This is a genomic window from Rhodococcus sp. NPDC059179 (genome assembly GCF_042754885.1).
Lineage (GTDB): Bacteria > Actinomycetota > Actinomycetes > Mycobacteriales > Mycobacteriaceae > Rhodococcus_G.
Window position 1 is genome coordinate 565,993 of the sequence record NZ_JBHZBV010000001.1, and the last position, 18,680, is coordinate 584,672.

Genomic DNA, 18,680 nt, shown 5'->3' on the forward strand with positions numbered 1-18,680 from the left:
GGACGGTAAAGAACATTCTAAGTCTAGGCTGCCCTGGGTTTGGGTAGTCTGACCTAATTTTGTCGGGCCCAAGGAGTGCACTGCTGTGCGGTACCGTTCTGTGTCAATTGCATCACTGCTGGTCAGCCTGGTTCTTGTCGGTGGGGTGGCCGCGTGCGGCAACGACGATCCCGCCTCCGTCGAGGCGGCGGCCACGTCCGCTGGGGCGTCCCCGTCCGAGAATGCAGCCGCCCTCGACGCCGCCCTCGCGCAGGTCCCCGCGGCCCCACCGAAGACGGTGGTCGCGGCCTCCATTCCCCTGGCCGAGGTGCTCACCCTCCTGGACGTTCCGGTCGCCGGTGTCCCGTCCACGACGACGCAGCAACTCCCCGCCGCGCTCGACAGCGTGCCCCGCATCGGCTCGACGATGGCGCCCGATGCGGAGAAGATCGTCGCGCTCGGCCCCGACCTGGTGATTGCGGCGGAGACCTCCCGCAGCACTGTGGAGGCCACGTTGGCGTCCACCACGACACCCGCGGCGTTCCTCGCCACCGACAGCTTCGGCGATCTGAAGTTCGCCGTCGAGGTGTTGGGCGCCGCCTTCGACAGGGAAGAGCGGGCGGGCGAGATCCTCGGCACCATGACCGCGCACGAGGCGACCCTCACCGCCGCAGGCGCGTCCGCCGATGCGCCGAAGGTGCTGGTCCTGATCGGTGCCACGGATTCGTTCATGGTGATGAACAACGACTCCTTCCTGGGGAGCCTCATCGAGAAGTCCGGCGCCGACAACGTCGCGGTCTCGGCGCTCGGGGCGAAGGAAACCTACAGCGCGGTGAATCTGGAGAACATCATCGCGGCGGCCCCGGACGTGGTGCTGGTGCTGCAGTCGGGCGACGTCGCTCAAGGACAGGCCGCCTTCGATGCCGAGGTCGAGAAGAACGCGGCGTGGAAGAGCCTGCCCGCGTACGCCAATGACCGGATTCACGTGCTGGACTACTCGACCTTCGGTTACACCTCGGTCGGCCAGCTCGATCGGGCGGTCCCCACCCTCGCGGGACTGCTCTACCCGTGAGTTCGCCGACAGCACCGACCCGCACGCGGGCGAAGTGGGCGCTCCCCACTGCCTGGATTCTGCTCGCCGTGGTCGCGCTGGTCAGCATCGGCCTCGGCAGCGTGCACATCTCCCCTGCGGAGATCGTCGCGCTCCTGACGGGCCGCTCCGACAGCGAGTCCCTCGGCACGATTCTGTGGGACGTGCGGTTGCCTCGCGTGCTGCTCGCGCTCCTGGTCGGAGCGAGCATCGCGGTCTCCGGTGCGCTGCTGCAGACCGTGATGGGCAATCCGCTGGCCGATCCAGGGCTGACCGGGGTCACCAGCGGCGCCGCGGCCCTGGTGCTGGTGATCCTGCTGGCCGCGCCCAGCTACCACTCGATGATTCCGATCGCCGCGTTCGTGGGCGGCGTGATCGCCGCCGCCATCGTCTACACGCTGGCCTGGCGGCGCGAGGGCATCAAACCGCTGAACATCATCCTGGCGGGCGTCGCGGTCAACGCCCTCGCCGGCGCGTTCATCGCCTTCCTCTCGCTGCGCTACAGCGACCGGCTGCCCGCCGCCATCCAGTGGATGAACGGCAGCCTCGCCGCGAAGGGAATGAACTCGGTCTGGATGATCCTGCCCTACACGATCATTGGGCTGCTGGTCTCCCTGCTGTGCATCCGCTCGGCCAACATCATGCGCCTCGGCGACGACGTCGCGCGGAACCTCGGTGAGGGCGTGAACGTCACCCGCATCCTGCTGTCGCTGGTGGCGGTCTTCCTGGCCGCGATCGCGGTGGCGGCCGTCGGGATCATCGGCTTCGTGGGCCTGGTCGTCCCGCACATCGCCCGCATGATCGTGGGATCGAACCACGCGGTGCTGATCCCGATGAGCACCGCGGTCGGCGCGCTGCTGGTGCTCCTCTCGGACACCATGGGGCGAACGATCTTCAGCCCCACCGAGATTCCCGCCGGCATCATCATGGCCGCGATCGGGGCGCCGTACTTCCTCTACCTCATGCGTCGACAGGGAGTGCAGTGATGCTGCTCGAAGCCCGCGACGTGAGCGTCTCCTACGGCGACAACCATGTGGTCAAGAACGTCTCGATCACGGTGGGGCCGAACGAGGTCGTCACCCTCATCGGGCCGAACGGGTCCGGAAAATCCACCGTCATGAAGGCGCTGAGCGGGCAACTCTCGCCCCGCTCCGGGGCGGTGCAGTTCGATGGTTCCGACATGTCGTCGTGGCCGCCCCGGCGGCGCGCGCAGGCGATCGGGATGCTCAATCAGAAGAACACGGCACCGGTGGACATGACGGTCCGCGAGCTGGTCGGCTACGGACGGCACCCGCACCATCGCTGGTACGAGCGCACGACCCACGAGGACCATGAAGCCGTGGAGTGGGCGATCGCCCACACCGAGCTCAAGGCGTTGGCGGATCGATTGGTGTCGCAGCTCTCCGGTGGCGAGGCGCAGCGGGCGTGGCTCGCCATGGTCCTCGCGCAACGCCCCCGGGTGCTCCTCCTCGACGAGCCGACAACCTACCTGGACATCGCGCACCAGCACGAGGTGCTCGAGGTGGTGACGTCGTTGAACCGCACGCTGGGAATTGCCGTGTTGATGGTGCTGCACGACCTCAATCAGGCGTCGACGTTCAGCGACCGCATCGTCGCCCTCTCCTCGGGACAGGTCGTGTCCGAGGGCACGCCTCGAGAGGTGCTGACCCCGAGCCTGATCCGTGAGGTGTACGGCATGGAAGCCGAGGTGGAGGAGCATCTCGTCACCGCGCGACCCAGAATCCACCTGGTTCGACGGCAATGGAATCTTGCCCGTTCCGATGATCGTGAACCTGTCGGGCCCTTGGCCCAAGAGCCCACCGTCCCCGCTTACCCCTCTGAGGAGAACTGATGCTGTCCGATACGGAAACCGAAAAGTCGCTGGCCGGCTACCGCGCCTTTCTCTCCGAGCGCAAGACCGTGGTCATCGCGACCAAGGACGCGAACGGCGAGCCGTTCCAGTCGATCGCGCCGTTCGTCGTGCACGACGGCGCGCTCTACGTCTACGTGAGCGAGGTCGCGGACCACTACGTCTACCTGCGGGACGCGGAGACCGCACGCGTGATGATTCACGGGGACGAATCCGGGGCCGCCAACATCTTCGGCATCGAGCGGGCCAGCTTCGTCTGCGACGTCGAGCAGAAGCAGGAAGAGGGACACGACGCCGTATTCGAGGCGTTCGGGGAGCGGACGAACGCCAAGATGGTCGACCTCCTGCGCGGCCTGGACTTCCACCTCTTCCGCCTGACGCCGCGCGACGGTCGCTACGTCGTCGGGTTCGGCAAGGCATTCGAGGTCAGCTTCGACGGCAGCCGTTTCGACCACGTCGTCATCGACAAGAAGCCGGCCGCCGCGAAAAGCAACTGACACAAGCTCTTTCGACCGCTGCCCGGCTCGTTCCGAGCCGGGCAGCGGTTCTCTCCGCACGCGGTCACCGGAACCCGGCAGGCGGCCTTCAGTGCGGTCGGTGGCCTCCCGATGATGCGTGCGACCACCGGTCGCCGTGTGTGCACAGTTCCCCGATGGCGCAGATCCTGCGGCCGCCGTGCGGATCCACCCAGGCGGGGTTCGTCGCGAGCAGTCGGGGGAGGAGCAGATGTCTGCCCCGACTGGGCCACTGCACGAAGTCGTAGCCCGCCAGCTCGCTCTGAACGGTATCGGCGACCCACACCGCGGCCTCGCCGAACGAGGCATCCACGGTCAGACCCTCACCGCGGCTGAAGCCGCCGACTCCTCGAGCGCCCTGCCAGCCGATCGAAACGAAGTACTCGCTGTCGACCGCAAGGTCCCAGACGAGCCGCCCGACGTTCACCTCCCGCCCGTATCGCAGGCAGCGCAGGTCGAGTGCGACAGCGGCCAACGCCCGCACCCATGCTTCGGGTGGGTCGACACCGGGGTTGTCATCCGACTCGGCGGCGCCGCCGGCCAAGGGGATGCGCCACACCAGGCTGTCGCGGTTCCACGGATCGGGGAGGGGCATCCCGTCATCTTCCCGTGCCCCGGCCGGCTGAAGCCGCGGCGTTCGACGAGATCGCCACCCTCCTCGTCTCGTGACCTTCGCCACAGACCTGGGACGTCACGATCCGGTCACGGTATGGTTTCGGCAGCACTGACCGCAGCTGACTCGATTCGCTGCGGTCAGTAGTCATTTCCGGGGTCGGCAGTCCCGTCCGGCCCTGTCGACCCGACCCCGACGGCCCTCCCGGCTCTCAGTGGCCCATGCGAGTGGCAAACACGTCGTTGAGGGTCACCATCGCGAGGTTGCGCTCTCGAATGATGTCGGTGAGCTGGCCGTAGACGTGTGTCACCGGGAGATGGTTGGCGTGCCCGATGATGATCGACTGTGCGGTGAAGAACTTGCGGGCGCATTCGAGCAGGTATTGCTCGGTGATCAGACCCGAATCGGACAGCGACCCGTACCAGAGGGTGGGGACGGTGTAGCCGTGGTCGGCGGCGATCTTGTCGACGGTGGCGTTGCGGTAGCCGAACGGTGGCCGGTAGAAGGGCGTGCCGTCGACGCCGAAGTTGTTGTGCAGGAATCTCTTCGTTCGGTCGAACTGGGAGGCGACCGCCGGCGTGGACAGCGACGTCAGGTTGGGGTGGTCCCAGGTATGACTGCCCAGCTGGATCTGGCCGCTCTCGACGAGGGGGCGCAGCGCCGCCCTGTGGGTGGTCCATCCGTCGTAGACGCCGGTGACGAAGAAGGTGAACCGGGCGCCGGTGTCCCTCGCGAACTGGATGTAGGCGCCGATGACCTCGGCGCTGGCCCCGTCATCGACCGTGAGCGCGATGTTGTTGCCCTGCCCCGGGATCGCGGTGATCGCGCCGGCGGGGACGGGGACGCGCGCGGAAATCGGCGGCGGGCCCAGCAGTGGGGGAGGAGCCGGAGCGACCGGCGGGGTGGTCAACAAGGACGGCGGGCTCGCGTCCCCCGTCAGGGTCGCGACCTCCCCGTGCGCACGCGAACACCCTGCGACCGCCGCCGCTGTCCCGGCGGCCAGGACCGTCAAGAACCCACGTCTGTCCATCTTTCGGACCATATTCGCCAGTGGCGGTCGTTTCGTGACGCCACGACGTGGGGAACGTTGGATGTTTCACCGGGTCGGTAACGTCGACGGCCGGTCCACTCGATGTTTGCTACGAAGGGGGAGCGTCGGAAGCGGGTGGGACCGATGACCCAACCGAGTCGGCGGTACAGCCGCGCAACCTAGTCGAATCTTGTTGGCGCCGTACAGTATTAGACGAAGGTACTCAATAGCTCATGTCGTTCAGCCTGCAGGTCCAGCTCGCGGTCGCCCTGAACATCTACGCCCTGGTGATGATCCTGGCCAGATCGTGGATCTATCGGGTGCCGGTGTACCGGCCGATGCTGAAGAACTTCGTCCTGTCGGTGCTGCCGCTGATCCTGCTCGTGGCGGCGGTGGCGCTGGCCGCGCTGGCGTCGGGGCTGGTCTCGCCGATCCTCGGTGTGGCGGTCGGTGTTGTCGGATTCCTGGCCTGGCTGCTGGCCCTGCCCAACTCCGGCTACCTGATCACCGAACTCAACCTCAACCACCGGCGCGAGAACGAATCCGTCCCGCTCTGGTACGACATCATCTCGGTCCTGACGTTCGCGATGTCCGGGGTGATCAACACGGTGCTGGGCATCCTCGCCGCCCAGTTCGCCTTCGTCCTCGCCGTCTACGGCGACGACAACGAGGCCGTCGAGGCGCTCCCGGTGCGGGCGGTGGGTGTGATCGTCATCGTGCTGGTGACGGTCGGCATCTACCTGGGCCGCTACCTGCGGCTGAACAGTTGGGACGTGCGCTCACCCACACGGATGTGGACCAAGTTCCGCGAGCACTTCGACGGCTGGCCGCAGATCGGCAACTTCGCCCTGTTCTGCCTCACCCACACGCTGTTCCTGTTGATCGTCTACGGGATCGTCGCCGGACCGGTGTTCGAAGAGATCCTGCACGCGACGACCGGCGACGGGTCGTGAACCCTTGCCTGTAGATCCGGGCCCATGCGCTGGTCAATCATGGAAAAAGGCTTACCTAAGTTGGCACAACCTGGGGGTACTCAATTATCGTGTTCGGAACATGCTGGACACACAACCGTCCAGATAGTCACTCAGCCACGTCGGCGGAGGCGGGAACACATCCCGATCACCGTCTGCCGCCGAGCTGATCGGGCGCGCCGGCCCAGTGTTGCGTCGGCGCTTGTATTGCCACGTGATGGCCATCAGCGTTGCTGGTCGTCTGTGCATCTGACGCACATGAAGGCTAGGTATGAAGCAATTTCCAGGCCACAGGTCTCCCGGACCCCAGGGCCTCTATGACCCCGCGAACGAGCACGACGCCTGTGGTGTCGCGTTCGTCGTCGACATGCACGGGCGGCGCAGCCGCGACATCGTCGAGAAGGCCATCACCGCGCTGGTGAACCTCGAGCACCGCGGCGCTGCAGGCTCGGAGCCGAACACCGGCGACGGCGCAGGCATCATGCTGCAGGTCCCGGACTCGTTCCTGCGCGCGGTCGTCGACTTCGAGCTGCCCGCCGAGGGCGCTTACGCGACCGGCATCGGGTTCCTCCCGCAGGAGGCGGCGGCCGCCGACGAGGCCGCAGCCGGCGTCGAGCGGATCGTCGCGGAGGAGGGCCTGACGGTCCTCGGCTGGCGCGAGGTCCCCACCGACGACTCCTCGCTCGGTGCGATGGCGCGCGACGCGATGCCCACGTTCCGGCAGGTCTTCCTCGCCGCGGCCGGGGTGACCGGCATGGACCTCGAGCGCCGCGCGTACGTGATCCGCAAGCGCGTCGAGCACGAGCTCGGCCAGGCGGGTTCCGGCGAGGGCGCCACCGGCCGCGAGTCGGTGTACTTCCCGAGCCTGTCCGGCCAGACCTTCGTCTACAAGGGCATGCTCACCACCCCGCAGCTCAAGAGCTTCTACCTCGACCTGCAGGACGAGCGGATGGAGAGCTCCCTCGGCCTGGTGCACTCGCGCTTCTCCACCAACACGTTCCCGTCCTGGCCGCTGGCGCACCCGTTCCGGCGGGTTGCCCACAACGGCGAGATCAACACCGTGACCGGCAACGAGAACTGGATGCGCGCCCGCGAGGCGCTCATCGAGTCCGACGTGTTCGGCGCAGGCGCGCTCGAGAAGATCTTCCCGATCTGCACCCCGGGTGCCAGCGACACCGCGCGCTTCGACGAGGTGCTCGAGATGCTGCACCTCGGCGGCCGCAGCCTGCCGCACGCAGTGCTGATGATGATTCCCGAGGCCTGGGAGCGGCACGAGAGCATGGACCCGGCTCGCCGGGCGTTCTACGAGTACCACTCGGCCCTGATGGAGCCCTGGGACGGACCGGCGTCGGTGTGCTTCACCGACGGCACCGTCATCGGCGCCGTCCTGGACCGCAACGGCCTGCGCCCGAGCCGCATCTGGGTGACCGAGGACGGCCTCGTCGTGATGGCCTCCGAGGTCGGCGTCCTCGACATCGATCCCGCCAAGGTGATCAAGAAGGTCCGCCTGCAGCCGGGCCGGATGTTCCTGGTCGACACCGCACAGGGCCGGATCATCAGCGACGACGAGATCAAGTCCGAGCTGGCGGCCGAGCACCCGTACCAGGAGTGGCTCGACGCCGGGCTCGTCCACATGGCGGACCTGCCCGAGCGCGACCACGTGCACATGAACCACGATCGGGTGCTGATCCGTCAGCAGATGTTCGGATACACCAACGAGGAACTGAACGTCCTCATCGCGCCGATGGCCAAGACCGGTGGTGAGGCGCTCGGTTCGATGGGCACCGACACCCCGATCGCGGTGCTGTCCGCGCGGCCGCGGCTGCTGTTCGACTACTTCTCGCAGCTGTTCGCGCAGGTGACGAACCCGCCGCTGGACGCGATCCGCGAAGAGATCGTCACCAGCATCGGCGGCAGCATGGGACCGGAGGGCGACCTGCTCAACCCGGGCCCGGCCTCCTGCCGCCTGCTCGCGCTGCCGCAGCCGATCCTGCACAACGACGACCTCGCCAAGCTGGTCCACGTCAACGACGACGGTGACTTCCCCGGCCTGCGTTCGGTGGTCGTGCCCGGCCTGTACCGGGTCGCCGACGGCGGCAAGGGCCTGAGCAAGGCACTCGACGACATTCGCTTCCAGGTATCGCAGGCGATCGCGGGCGGGGCGCGGATCATCGTGCTCTCGGACCGGAACTCGAACGAGACGTTCGCCCCGATCCCGTCGCTGCTGCTGACCTCTGCCGTGCATCACCACCTGGTCCGGGAGCGTTCGCGCACCAAGGTCGGGCTCGTCGTGGAGGCCGGTGACGCCCGCGAGGTGCACCACATGGCCACGCTCGTCGGCTTCGGCGCCGCGGCGATCAACCCGTACATGGCCTTCGAGACGATCGAGGACATGATCGAGGGCGGCGACCTCACCGGCATCGCCTTCGACGACGCGGTCAAGAACTACATCAAGGCCGCCGGCAAGGGCGTGCTGAAGGTGATGTCCAAGATGGGCATCTCGACGCTCGCCTCCTACACGGGCGCGCAGCTGTTCCAGGTGATCGGCCTGTCGCAGGAGCTGGTGGACGAGTACTTCACCGGGCTGAACTCCAGCCTCGGCGGCATCGGCCTGGACGAGATCGCTGCGGACATCACGATCCGGCACGCGGCCGCGTACCTGAACCGTCCCGAGGAGCGCGCGCACCGCGAGCTCGAGGTCGGCGGCGAGTACCAGTGGCGCCGCGAGGGCGAGTACCACCTGTTCAACCCGGACACGGTGTTCAAGCTCCAGCACGCGACCAGGACCGGTCAGTACAACATCTTCAAGGAGTACACCAAGCTCGTCGACGATCAGTCGGAGCGCTTGGCGTCCCTGCGCGGCCTGTTCACGTTCAAGTCGGGTCTGCGCCAGCCGATCTCGATCGACGAGGTGGAGCCCGCCTCGGAGATCGTCAAGCGCTTCTCGACCGGTGCGATGAGCTACGGCTCCATCTCGGCCGAGGCGCACGAGACGCTGGCCATCGCGATGAACCGCCTCGGCGGACGGTCCAACTCGGGTGAGGGCGGAGAGCATCCGTCGCGCTTCGAGGTCGAGCCGAACGGCGACTGGCGCCGGTCCGCGATCAAGCAGGTCGCGTCCGGTCGTTTCGGCGTCACCTCGCACTACCTGAGCAACTGCACCGACATCCAGATCAAGATGGCGCAGGGTGCCAAGCCGGGCGAGGGTGGCCAGCTGCCGCCGCACAAGGTGTACCCGTGGGTCGCCGAGGTGCGCGGGTCTACCCCGGGCGTCGGCCTCATCTCGCCGCCGCCGCACCACGACATCTACTCGATCGAGGATCTCGCACAGCTGATCCACGACCTGAAGAACGCGAATCCGACGGCCCGTATTCACGTCAAGCTGGTCTCGGAGGTCGGTGTCGGCACGGTCGCGGCGGGTGTCTCGAAGGCGCACGCCGACGTGGTGCTCATCTCCGGTCACGACGGCGGCACCGGCGCCACCCCGCTGACCTCGGTCAAGCACGCGGGCGCGCCGTGGGAGCTCGGTCTCGCCGAGACCCAGCAGACGCTGCTGCTCAACGGCCTGCGGGACCGGATCGTGGTGCAGGTCGACGGCCAGCTCAAGACCGGCCGCGACGTGGTCATCGCCGCGCTGCTCGGCGGCGAGGAGTTCGGTTTCGCCACCGCGCCGCTGGTGGTCTCCGGCTGCATCATGATGCGCGTGTGCCACCTGGACACCTGCCCCGTTGGCGTTGCGACCCAGAACCCAGTGCTGCGCAAGCGTTTCGCCGGCAAGCCCGAGTTCGTGGAGAACTTCTTCATGTTCATCGCCGAGGAGGTGCGTGAGCTCCTCGCCGAGCTCGGCTTCCGCACCATCAACGAGGCGGTCGGCCAGGTCGACGCACTGGACACCACCAAGGCACTCGAGCACTGGAAGGCGTCCAAGCTGGACCTGTCGCCGATCCTGGCGAAGACCGAGTCGGCCTTCATGGACCAGGATCTGTACTGCACCGGCTCGCAGGACCACGCCCTCGAGAAGGCGCTCGACCAGCAGTTGATCGCACAGAGTCGTGCGGCCATCGACAGCGGTCAGCCGGTGAAGTTCGAGTCGAAGATCACCAACGTCAACCGGACGGTCGGCACCATGCTCGGCCACGAGGTGACGAAGGTGTACGGCGGCGCGGGCCTGCCCGAGGACACCATCGACATCACGTTCACGGGGTCGGCGGGCAACAGCTTCGGCGCCTTCGTCCCGAAGGGCATCACGCTCCGGCTGTTCGGCGACGCCAACGACTTCGTCGGCAAGGGCCTGTCCGGTGGACACATCGTGGTGCGCCCGCCGGTGCAGACCGCCGACGGGTTCGTCGCGGAGGAGAACATCATCGCGGGCAACGTGATCCTGTTCGGCGCCACCGGCGGCGAGGCCCTGATCCGCGGTATCGCGGGTGAGCGCTTCGCGGTCCGGAACTCGGGCGCGACCGCGGTGGTCGAGGGTGTGGGTGACCACGCCTGCGAATACATGACCGGTGGACGGGTGGTCGTGCTCGGCGCGACCGGACGCAACTTCGGCGCGGGCATGTCCGGCGGCGTGGCGTTCGTCTACAACCCGGACAAGTCCTTCGAGGCGGACCTCAACACGGAGCTGGTCGATCTCGAAGACCTCGAGCACGAGGACTTCGTCTGGCTCAAGGGTGCCATCGAACGGCACCGCGACGAGACCGGGTCCGAGGTTGCCGCGCGCATCCTCGCGGACTGGTCTCAGCAGGTGAATCACTTCGTCAAGGTGATGCCGCGCGACTACAAGAAGGTGCTCGTGGCGATCGACACCGCGAAGAAGAACGGAACTGACGTGGACGAGGCAATCATGGAGGCAGCTCGTGGGTGATCCAAGCGGCTTCCTCAAGCACACCTCGCGCGAACTGCCGGTTCGGCGGCCGGTGCCGCTGCGCCTGATGGACTGGAAGGAGGTGTACGAGGACTTCGATTCGAAGACCCTCCGCACCCAGGCCAGCCGGTGCATGGACTGCGGTATTCCGTTCTGCCACAACGGTTGCCCGCTCGGGAATCTGATTCCCGAGTGGAACGACCTGGTGCACAAGGATCGCTGGCGCGACAGCATCGACCGCCTGCACGCGACCAACAACTTCCCGGAGTTCACCGGTCGGTTGTGCCCGGCGCCCTGTGAGGCGTCCTGCGTGCTCGGCATCAACCAGGATGCGGTCACCATCAAGCAGGTCGAGGTCGAGATCATCGACCGCGCCTTCGACGAGGGCTGGGTCAAGCCGGTGCGGCCGTCCAGCCTGACCGGCAAGAAGGTCGCGGTCGTCGGCTCCGGGCCCGCGGGCCTGGCGGCAGCGCAGCAGTTGACCCGCGCCGGGCACACCGTGACCGTGTTCGAGCGGGCCGACCGCATCGGTGGTCTGCTCCGCTACGGCATCCCCGAGTTCAAAATGGAGAAGCGCCACATCGACCGGCGCCTGGTCCAGATGGAGTCCGAGGGCACCATCTTCCGGCCGGGAGTCAATGTCGGCGTGGACATCTCGGCGGAGCAGTTGCGGGCGGACTTCGACGCCGTCGTGCTGGCCGGTGGCGCCACCGAGGCGCGCGACCTGCCGATCCCCGGCCGCGAGCTGGACGGCATCCACCAGGCGATGGAGTTCCTGCCGATCGCCAACCGCGTGCAGCTCGGCGATGCGGACGCACCGTCGATCACCGCCGAGGGCAAGAAGGTCGTCATCATCGGTGGCGGCGACACCGGCGCGGACTGCCTGGGCACCTCGCTGCGCCAGGGCGCGGAGATCGTGCACCAGTTCGAGATCATGCCGCGTCCGCCGGAGGCCCGCGCGGACTCCACCCCGTGGCCGACGTACCCGCTCATGTACCGGGTTTCCTCGGCACACGAGGAGGGCGGCGAGCGGGTGTTCGCGGTGAACACCGAGCAGTTCTCCGGATCGGACGGCAAGGTCACCGGACTCAAGGCCCACGAGGTCAAGATGGTCGGCGGCCGCTTCGAGAAGCAGGAGGGCACCGACTTCGAGCTCGAGGCCGACCTGGTTCTGCTGGCGATGGGCTTCGTCGGACCGGAGAAGCCGGGCCTGCTCACCGACCTGGGCGTCGACCTCAACGAGCGCGGCAACGTGACCCGCTCCGGCGAGTGGGCAACCAGCGTGGACGGCGTGTTCGTGGCCGGTGACATGGGCCGCGGTCAGTCGCTCATCGTGTGGGCCATCGCGGAGGGTCGCGCCTGCGCGGCCGCCGTCGACACGTTCCTCGAGGGCGAGACCTCGCTGCCGTCGCCGATCGTCCCGACGGCCGCGCCGCAGCGGTAGTCACGGGCCGGTAGCGACCGGCACTCGAACGGCAACCCGCCGTCCCGGCAGTTCGGGGCGGCGGGTTTGCTGCGTAACAGGGCATTTCAGGCCTGTCGGTCATTTGGACGAATGTTCAGGAAACCGCGGGCGTATCCATTTTGTGCCGGTTAGGCTTCGGCGATTTGTGATGTGAGTCACGCCACCGCAAACCCACTCCGGTGGGCCGTTCAGGAGGTAACCGTGCTCTTGTCCCTGACCCGTCGCCTGGCGACACCCCTCGTCACGGCCGGTGCCGCGATGACCCTGATGCTCGGCGGTGCAGGCACCGCCGTCGCGCAGCCGACACCGCCGCCGCCCGCGTGGTCGGGTGACAAGACGGCCGACAACCTCCGGTGGAACCTGAGCCTGTCCGCCGTGAACGGGACCGCGGTCGACCGTGCCCAGGCGGGTGTCAACGTCGTGCATCCGGGCGACACGGTGACCTATACCGCGAAGGTCTGGAAGAACAACGGGACGGACCGACTCGTCACCGCGATGCGTCAGATCCAGCCCGACGGCTTCCAGTACGTCTCGAACACCGTGAGCAAGCAGGCAAGTGTCGTCGACGAGGGGGCCGCAGGCGTGAAGGCGACCTGCTCCGGCGGCGGCTGCGGCTCGGTCTTCGGGTTCGGCAGCGGATTCAAGAACGACGTGACCTTCGCCGTCACCTACAAGATCCCCACCACCCAGGCCTTCGGCGACTACAACGCCGGCTTCGAGTTCGACGTCTACTCGTTCAGCACGGGGCAGGGCGCCAACCCGGCGGGCGCGTGGGTGCGGGTGGTCGACCCGAAGGTCGCCACGAACACGACCCTGCAGGCACCGGCGACCGCGCAGACCGGCCAGGCCGTGACGCTGACCGCCAACGTCGGCCCCGCCAATTCCGCAGGCACCGTCCAGTTCAAGGACGGCAGCACCGACATCGGCGCACCGGCCGCCGTCTCCGGTGGCGTCGCCACCCTTTCGCACACCTTCGACACCCCGGGTGCGCACGCGATCACCGCGGCCTTCACCGGCGGCGCGGGCTTCCACGACTCGGTGTCGGCCGCGGCGACCGTCGACGTCACCGCGGAGACCACCACCACGGTGAACGTTCCGGCCACCGCCACCGTGGGTGACGACGTCACCTTCACCGCCACCGTCGCCCCGGCAACCGCGACCGGTCGGGTCCAGTTCAAGGACGGCGCCACCGACCTCGGTACCCCCGTCGACGTGGTGAACGGCCAGGCGCCCCTGACCCGCAAGTTCGCCGAGGCCGGCTCGCACAACGTCACCGCGAACTTCGTCGGCACCGGCGGCTACGGCAACTCCGCCTCCGCCGCATCCCCGCTGGCCGTCACCGACGCCGACTTCGGCACCACTACAACGGTTCTCGAACCGGTCACCGCGACCACCGGCACCCCGGTGAACCTGTCCGCCACGGTCATGCCGATTCCCAGCGGCGGCGACGTGGAGTTCCTGGTCGACGGTGTCCCCGTCGGCACCGCGCCCGTCGGCACCGGTGACGGCGTCGCGATCCTGCCGCACACCTTCACCGCCGCTGGCACCGCGAGCGTGGTCGCCAAGTTCATCGGCGTCGCGGGCTTCACCCCGTCGACCTCCGCCGGGTTCGACGTGACCGTCAAGGCCCCGGACACCCGCGTGGCCACCACCACCACGCTCGGAGTCACCGGTGCGGCGGCCGTCGGCAAGACGATGACCTTCACCGCGACCGTCGCGCCCGCCAGCGCCACCGGCACCGTCCAGTTCAAGGTCGGCACCGAGGCCGTCGGTGCGCCGGTCCCGGTCGTGAACGGTGTTGCGACCCTGACCCATACGTTCGACGCCGAGGGCACCCACGGCATCACGGCGGTCTACTCCGGCGACAACGGGCACAAGGAGTCCGTCTCCGGCCCGACCGTGGTCAACATCGTTGCCTCCACCCCGGGTACCCCGGGCGGCTCCGGTAGCGCCGACCTCGGTTCGCTGAGCAGCCTCTTCGGTTCCTAGCCCGCTCTCACCCGTGACCGGATCCTGGGCGTGGCCAGTTCACGCCCAGGATCCGGCCGGGCACCACTGACCTTCTTTCATTCATCCGTAGGAGAACTCGTGCAGAAGAAGCGAATTCGCGGGCTCGTCGCACCGATAGGCGCAGGTGCGCTCGCCGGCATCACCATGCTGGCGGGGGTCCCCGCCGCCGCGGCACCCGTCACCACCAACTTCAAGGCCTCCTGCCTGGCCACCCCGTCGGCCGTCGCCGGACCGCAGACCCAGACCGACGACGCCGGGGTGACCGTCGACGCCCCCGAGACCGTCAACGCCGGTGCGGAATTCGACGTCACCATCCGCCCGTCGACGATCTCCTTCCCGAACTCGACGTCGGGGGCCAGCGTCACGAGTGTCTCGCGCATCAAGATCGACGTTGCGATGCCGGAGAACGTCGAGTTCCTCGGCGCGGAGGTCGTGCCGGGCACCAGCAGCGGCCTCAGCGGTGTCGCGCCGAATGTGCTGCGCGTCAACGAGGCCGGAAACGTCGACGCGAACGGCACCGTGCTGCGCCTGTCGGGCAACAACGAGGTCATCGGCAACGGACCGAACTCGAGCAAGAGCAGCGTGGCCGGCATCGTCGCCGCGGCGGCCGGGGGGGCGGAGACCACCTTCCAGTTGCCGACGGTCAAGGCCCGACTCAAGGCCGGCCCCTCCGGGTCCGTGGAGCTCAAGCTCCGCACCGCGGGCGAGGCCGGACAGTGGGGCAAGGACAAGAACTTCATGACCTTCCTGCCGAGGGCAAGCGCGGCCCTCGGGATCATCGCCTGGGCGCCGACGCAGTGCACCCCGCGCGACAGCGCGAGCGCCCCGCTCAACGCCGGTGCAGGCCCGCTTTCCGCCACCCAGATCACCGAGGCGGACAAGCAGACCACTGTCACCGTGAACGGCCCGGGTGCGGTGAAGAACGGCGACGAGGTCACGCTGACCGCGAACGTCGATCCGGCCGCGAACGGCGGCACCGTGCAGTTCACGATCGACGGCGCCCCGGTCGGCGCGCCGGTCACGGTCGCGAACGGTGCGGCGTCGATCACGCATACCTTCACCACCGACGGTGACCACACCGTGACGGCGGCGTTCTCGGGCACGACGGGCTTCGAGGCCTCGACCTCCGCGCCGAAGACGATCGCCGTCAGCACCGACGACATCGTCACCTCCGTCGCGACCACCGGCCCCACCCAGGCGCACGTCGGCCAGGACGTGAACCTCGCCGCACAGGTCACGCCCGCCGTCGCGGGCGGCACCGTGGAGTTCACGGTCAACGGCGGTGACAAGGTGACCGGGACCGTCGGCAGCGACGGCGTCGCGATCGCGCCGTACACCTTCACCGGCACCGGAACCCACAGCGTCGTCGCCCGCTACTCGGGCACCAACGGCGTCGCGCCCTCGGTGGCGCCGGCATTCCCGGTGAGCGTGACGAACCCGCCGCCCGCCGCGGTTCAGACCACCACGACGCTCGCCCCGGTCGGGACCGCCCAGAAGGGGCAGCCGGTCACCCTGACCGCGAACGTCGCCCCGGCGAACGCCAACGGCACGGTGCAATTCAAGATCGGCAACACCCTGATCGGTGCCCCGGTGCCGGTCGTCAACGGTGTCGCGACGCTGCCCACCACGTTCGCCAACAGCGGCACCTACGGCGTCACCGCGGAGTTCACCGGATCGACCGGATTCATCGCCTCCGCATCTGACCCACAGACGGTGACCATCCCGGGCGATCCGGTTGGTCCGGGCAACGGCGGCCCGCTGGGCAGCCTCGAGAACCTCTTCGGTTCGTAGGCGGCTTCGCCGCCCGTGAGTCCTTCTGGCCCCCAGCGGGACCATAAGGACTCACGGGCGCGGAGCGCCTTAGACCCCTGCGGTCAGCGCGACGGTCAGCGGAACGATCGTCAGGAAGCAAATCGCGGCCGCGAAGAGCGCGATCACCACGCCCCGGCGCCAGCGTCCGCGGGCGCCGCTGGCGGCCGTCACGAACAGGATGAACCCGACGCAGACGGAGGCGATCGTCACGATCACGGGGGCGTCGATCATGGTCCGATTCTGCCCCGCTTCGTGAACGGGTCGGCCGGCACCCCGGGGCTATCGGCCGGGGGTGATCTCGGTGCGCGCGGTCACCGGGAACTGCGGTAGCGTCTGGTTGATCGTCTGTGCATCTTTTTGATACCTCCCGATGGCAGTATCTGCATGCCGGACCGGGAATCGGAAGGAAAGAGGGGGCTCGCACAATGCGCCTGAGGAAGACCATCGCAGTTCTGTCCGCGTTCGCCGCGGCCACCGTGGGGACGGTGATCTCCGGCGGCGCCGCGCAGGCCGCTCCGTCGGGTTGCCCCAGCCTGTACGTGGTCGCGATCCCGGGTACCTGGGAGACCTCCACGGAGCCGGACAAGCGCCCGGGCCCCGGCATGCTTTCCGCCGTCACGAACGCGCTGCCCGCCTCGAAGGTCCGGTCCGACTACGTCACCTATGCGGCGACCGCGTTCCCCTGGGAGGGGGAGGTGTACGGCGCCTCGAAGAAGCAGGCCACCGACAATGCGCGCGGGATGCTCGAGGCGATGCAGCGGACCTGCGCCGACACGCGGTTCGGCATCATCGGCTACAGCCAGGGCGCGGACGCGGCGGGCGACCTGGCCGCGGAGATCGGCACCGGCACCAGCACCATCCGCCCCGAGAAGGTGGCGGCCGTCGGGCTGCTCTCCGACCCGCGGCGAGCGGACAGCGACGTGCTGATCGGCCCGCGCGTGCCCGGCAACGGCGCGGGTGGACCGCGGATCGGTGGGTTCGGCTGGGTCAGCGACCGGACCGTGACGTTCTGCGCGCCCGGTGACCTGTACTGCGCGACCGAGGACAACGACTTCGTCACCCGGATGGCCGGCTTCGCGGCGCAGAACTCCGGCGCCGGGTCCTCGGACTCGCCGAAGGTTGCTCCCCAGGCCGAGTCGCTCTGGACCGATCTGCTCGGCGCGGGCGGCATCCCGACGCTGCAGAACCAGCTCACCGATGAGGCGAACGAGGACCGTCGAGATCAGCTCGTGCAGTTCTACGGTTCGGGCGCCCACCAGGATTACCAGGGGTACGCCGTCGATGCCGCGGGAAACACCCCGACCACATGGCTGGCGGGGTGGCTGCGCGACCGCGCGTGACCTGCGCGGGTCGCCCCGGTGGACGGGGTGACCGCGCGTCGGGTGAGTGATCTCCACCCCAGGGGCGATGGTTGCCGTGCGTTCCGTCGATCAGGCTTGGTGAAGACCAATCCGCCTGTCACGAGCCCACGGAGCACCCCCATGAGCCTGAAGAAGACCCTCGCAATCGCGTCCGTCGTCGCCGCGGCCACCATCGGCATCTCCGGGGGAGTGGCCCAGGCCGATGCATCCGGCGCCGGATGCCCGAACCTCTACGTGGTGTCCATCCCGGGCACCTGGGAGACCGGACCCGCCAGGCAACCGGCCCCCGGAATGCTCGGCGCGGTGACCGGCGCGCTGGCGTCGCCGAACATCCGCACCGAATACGTGACCTACGCCGCGACCGCGTTCCCTTGGGAGACACAGGTTTACGCCGCCTCGAAACGGCAGGCCACCGACAACGCGCGCGGATTGCTGGAGGCGATGCAGCGGACCTGCGCCACCACGCGGTTCGGCATCATCGGCTACAGCCAGGGTGCGGACGCGGCGGGTGACCTGGCCGCGGAGATCGGTTCCGGCCTGAGTTCCGTGCGTCCCGAGAAGGTGGCGGGCGTCGGGCTGCTCTCGGATCCGCGGCGCGCGGAGACCGACGTGCTGATCGGCCCGCGCGTACAGGGTTTCGGTTCGGGCGGTCCGCGGATGGGGGGCTTCGGCGCGGTCGGCGACCGGACGGTGACCTTCTGCGCACCCGGCGACCTGTACTGCGCCACCGAGCGCGACGACTTCGTGACCCGGATCGCGGGCGTCACGGTTCAGAACTCGGACGCGGGCTCCGTGGACGAGTTGCTCAAACGCCCGGATGCCGGCGCGCTCTGGAACGAATTGCTCGGTGCCGGTGGCGTTCCCACCCTGCAGGGTCAGCTCAGCGATCAGGCCAACGCGCAGCGCCGCGACGAGCTCGGTGCGTTCTACGGTACCGGCGCCCACCAGAACTACCAGGGCTACGCCGTCGACGGGGCGGGCACCACCCCGACCGCGTGGCTGGCGGGCTGGCTGCGCGCCAAGGCCTGACCGCTCGCAGGGGTGAGGGCTTTCCGCCCTGCTGGTGATGGTGCCCGGCTCTTCCCTTCATCAGGCTG

The 18,680-nt window shown here is 68.4% G+C and carries 14 protein-coding genes; 11 read left to right on the top strand and 3 right to left on the bottom strand.

Features of this window, described 5'->3' with window-relative positions:
- Window positions 1-100: 100 nt before the first annotated feature.
- Genes ACFXMV_RS02550 through ACFXMV_RS02565 form a run of 4 tightly spaced genes read left to right on the top strand, consistent with a single transcriptional unit; the run spans window position 101 to window position 3,436 of the window.
- Window positions 101-1,051: an ABC transporter substrate-binding protein gene (locus ACFXMV_RS02550; protein WP_378502609.1), complete on the top strand. Its 951-nt coding sequence runs from the start codon at window positions 101-103 to the stop codon at window positions 1,049-1,051.
- Entirely contained in the window at window positions 1,048-2,055 is a 1,008-nt protein-coding gene (locus ACFXMV_RS02555) for a FecCD family ABC transporter permease (RefSeq protein ID WP_378502107.1), read from the top strand. Before ACFXMV_RS02550 ends, ACFXMV_RS02555 begins: the two co-directional genes overlap by 4 nt.
- Window positions 2,055-2,921: a heme ABC transporter ATP-binding protein gene (locus ACFXMV_RS02560; RefSeq protein ID WP_378502106.1), complete on the top strand. Its 867-nt coding sequence runs from the start codon at window positions 2,055-2,057 to the stop codon at window positions 2,919-2,921. The genes ACFXMV_RS02555 and ACFXMV_RS02560 overlap by 1 nt, the downstream gene beginning before the upstream one ends.
- Window positions 2,921-3,436 (top strand): pyridoxamine 5'-phosphate oxidase family protein, encoded by a 516-nt coding sequence (locus ACFXMV_RS02565; protein WP_378502608.1) that lies wholly within the window; start codon window positions 2,921-2,923, stop codon window positions 3,434-3,436. Before ACFXMV_RS02560 ends, ACFXMV_RS02565 begins: the two co-directional genes overlap by 1 nt.
- 88 nt (window positions 3,437-3,524) lie before the next feature.
- On the opposite strand, the gene ACFXMV_RS02570 is transcribed toward ACFXMV_RS02565, so the two are convergent.
- Window positions 3,525-4,049: a hypothetical protein gene (locus ACFXMV_RS02570; protein ID WP_378502607.1), complete on the bottom strand. Its 525-nt coding sequence runs from the start codon at window positions 4,047-4,049 to the stop codon at window positions 3,525-3,527.
- A 229-nt stretch (window positions 4,050-4,278) separates the two neighbouring features.
- Window positions 4,279-5,097, bottom strand: a complete 819-nt coding sequence (locus tag ACFXMV_RS02575) for a polysaccharide deacetylase family protein (RefSeq protein WP_378499511.1) — start codon at window positions 5,095-5,097, stop codon at window positions 4,279-4,281.
- Between the two features lie 233 nt (window positions 5,098-5,330).
- Here ACFXMV_RS02575 and ACFXMV_RS02580 point away from each other — a divergent pair, with 233 nt between their 5' ends.
- The 5 genes from ACFXMV_RS02580 to ACFXMV_RS02600 all read left to right on the top strand — a co-directional run bounded on the left by ACFXMV_RS02580 (window position 5,331) and on the right by ACFXMV_RS02600 (window position 16,201).
- Window positions 5,331-6,050: a DUF1361 domain-containing protein gene (locus ACFXMV_RS02580; RefSeq protein WP_378499512.1), complete on the top strand. Its 720-nt coding sequence runs from the start codon at window positions 5,331-5,333 to the stop codon at window positions 6,048-6,050.
- 289 nt (window positions 6,051-6,339) lie between these two features.
- The gene (gltB, locus tag ACFXMV_RS02585) at window positions 6,340-10,935 is read left to right on the top strand and encodes a glutamate synthase large subunit (protein WP_378502606.1); all 4,596 of its coding nucleotides are present in this window, start codon (window positions 6,340-6,342) and stop codon (window positions 10,933-10,935) included.
- The gene (locus tag ACFXMV_RS02590; RefSeq protein ID WP_378499514.1) at window positions 10,928-12,379 is read left to right on the top strand and encodes a glutamate synthase subunit beta; all 1,452 of its coding nucleotides are present in this window, start codon (window positions 10,928-10,930) and stop codon (window positions 12,377-12,379) included. Before gltB ends, ACFXMV_RS02590 begins: the two co-directional genes overlap by 8 nt.
- Window positions 12,380-12,601: 222 nt before the next feature.
- Window positions 12,602-14,389 carry an Ig-like domain-containing protein gene (locus ACFXMV_RS02595; protein ID WP_378499515.1) on the top strand — a complete coding sequence of 596 codons (1,788 nt, stop codon included), beginning with the start codon at window positions 12,602-12,604 and terminating at the stop codon, window positions 14,387-14,389.
- 99 nt (window positions 14,390-14,488) lie between these two features.
- Entirely contained in the window at window positions 14,489-16,201 is a 1,713-nt protein-coding gene (locus ACFXMV_RS02600) for an Ig-like domain-containing protein (RefSeq protein WP_378502605.1), read from the top strand.
- 69 nt (window positions 16,202-16,270) lie between these two features.
- Here the strand turns inward: ACFXMV_RS02600 and ACFXMV_RS02605 are convergent, their stop codons facing one another.
- Window positions 16,271-16,453, bottom strand: a complete 183-nt coding sequence (locus ACFXMV_RS02605; RefSeq protein WP_378498757.1) for a hypothetical protein — start codon at window positions 16,451-16,453, stop codon at window positions 16,271-16,273.
- Between the two features lie 194 nt (window positions 16,454-16,647).
- On the opposite strand from ACFXMV_RS02605, the gene ACFXMV_RS02610 reads away from it, so the two are divergent.
- Window positions 16,648-17,562: a cutinase family protein gene (locus ACFXMV_RS02610; protein WP_378498758.1), complete on the top strand. Its 915-nt coding sequence runs from the start codon at window positions 16,648-16,650 to the stop codon at window positions 17,560-17,562.
- Window positions 17,563-17,703: 141 nt separating this feature from the next.
- Window positions 17,704-18,612: a cutinase family protein gene (locus tag ACFXMV_RS02615; RefSeq protein ID WP_378498759.1), complete on the top strand. Its 909-nt coding sequence runs from the start codon at window positions 17,704-17,706 to the stop codon at window positions 18,610-18,612.
- Window positions 18,613-18,680 lie beyond the last annotated feature (68 nt).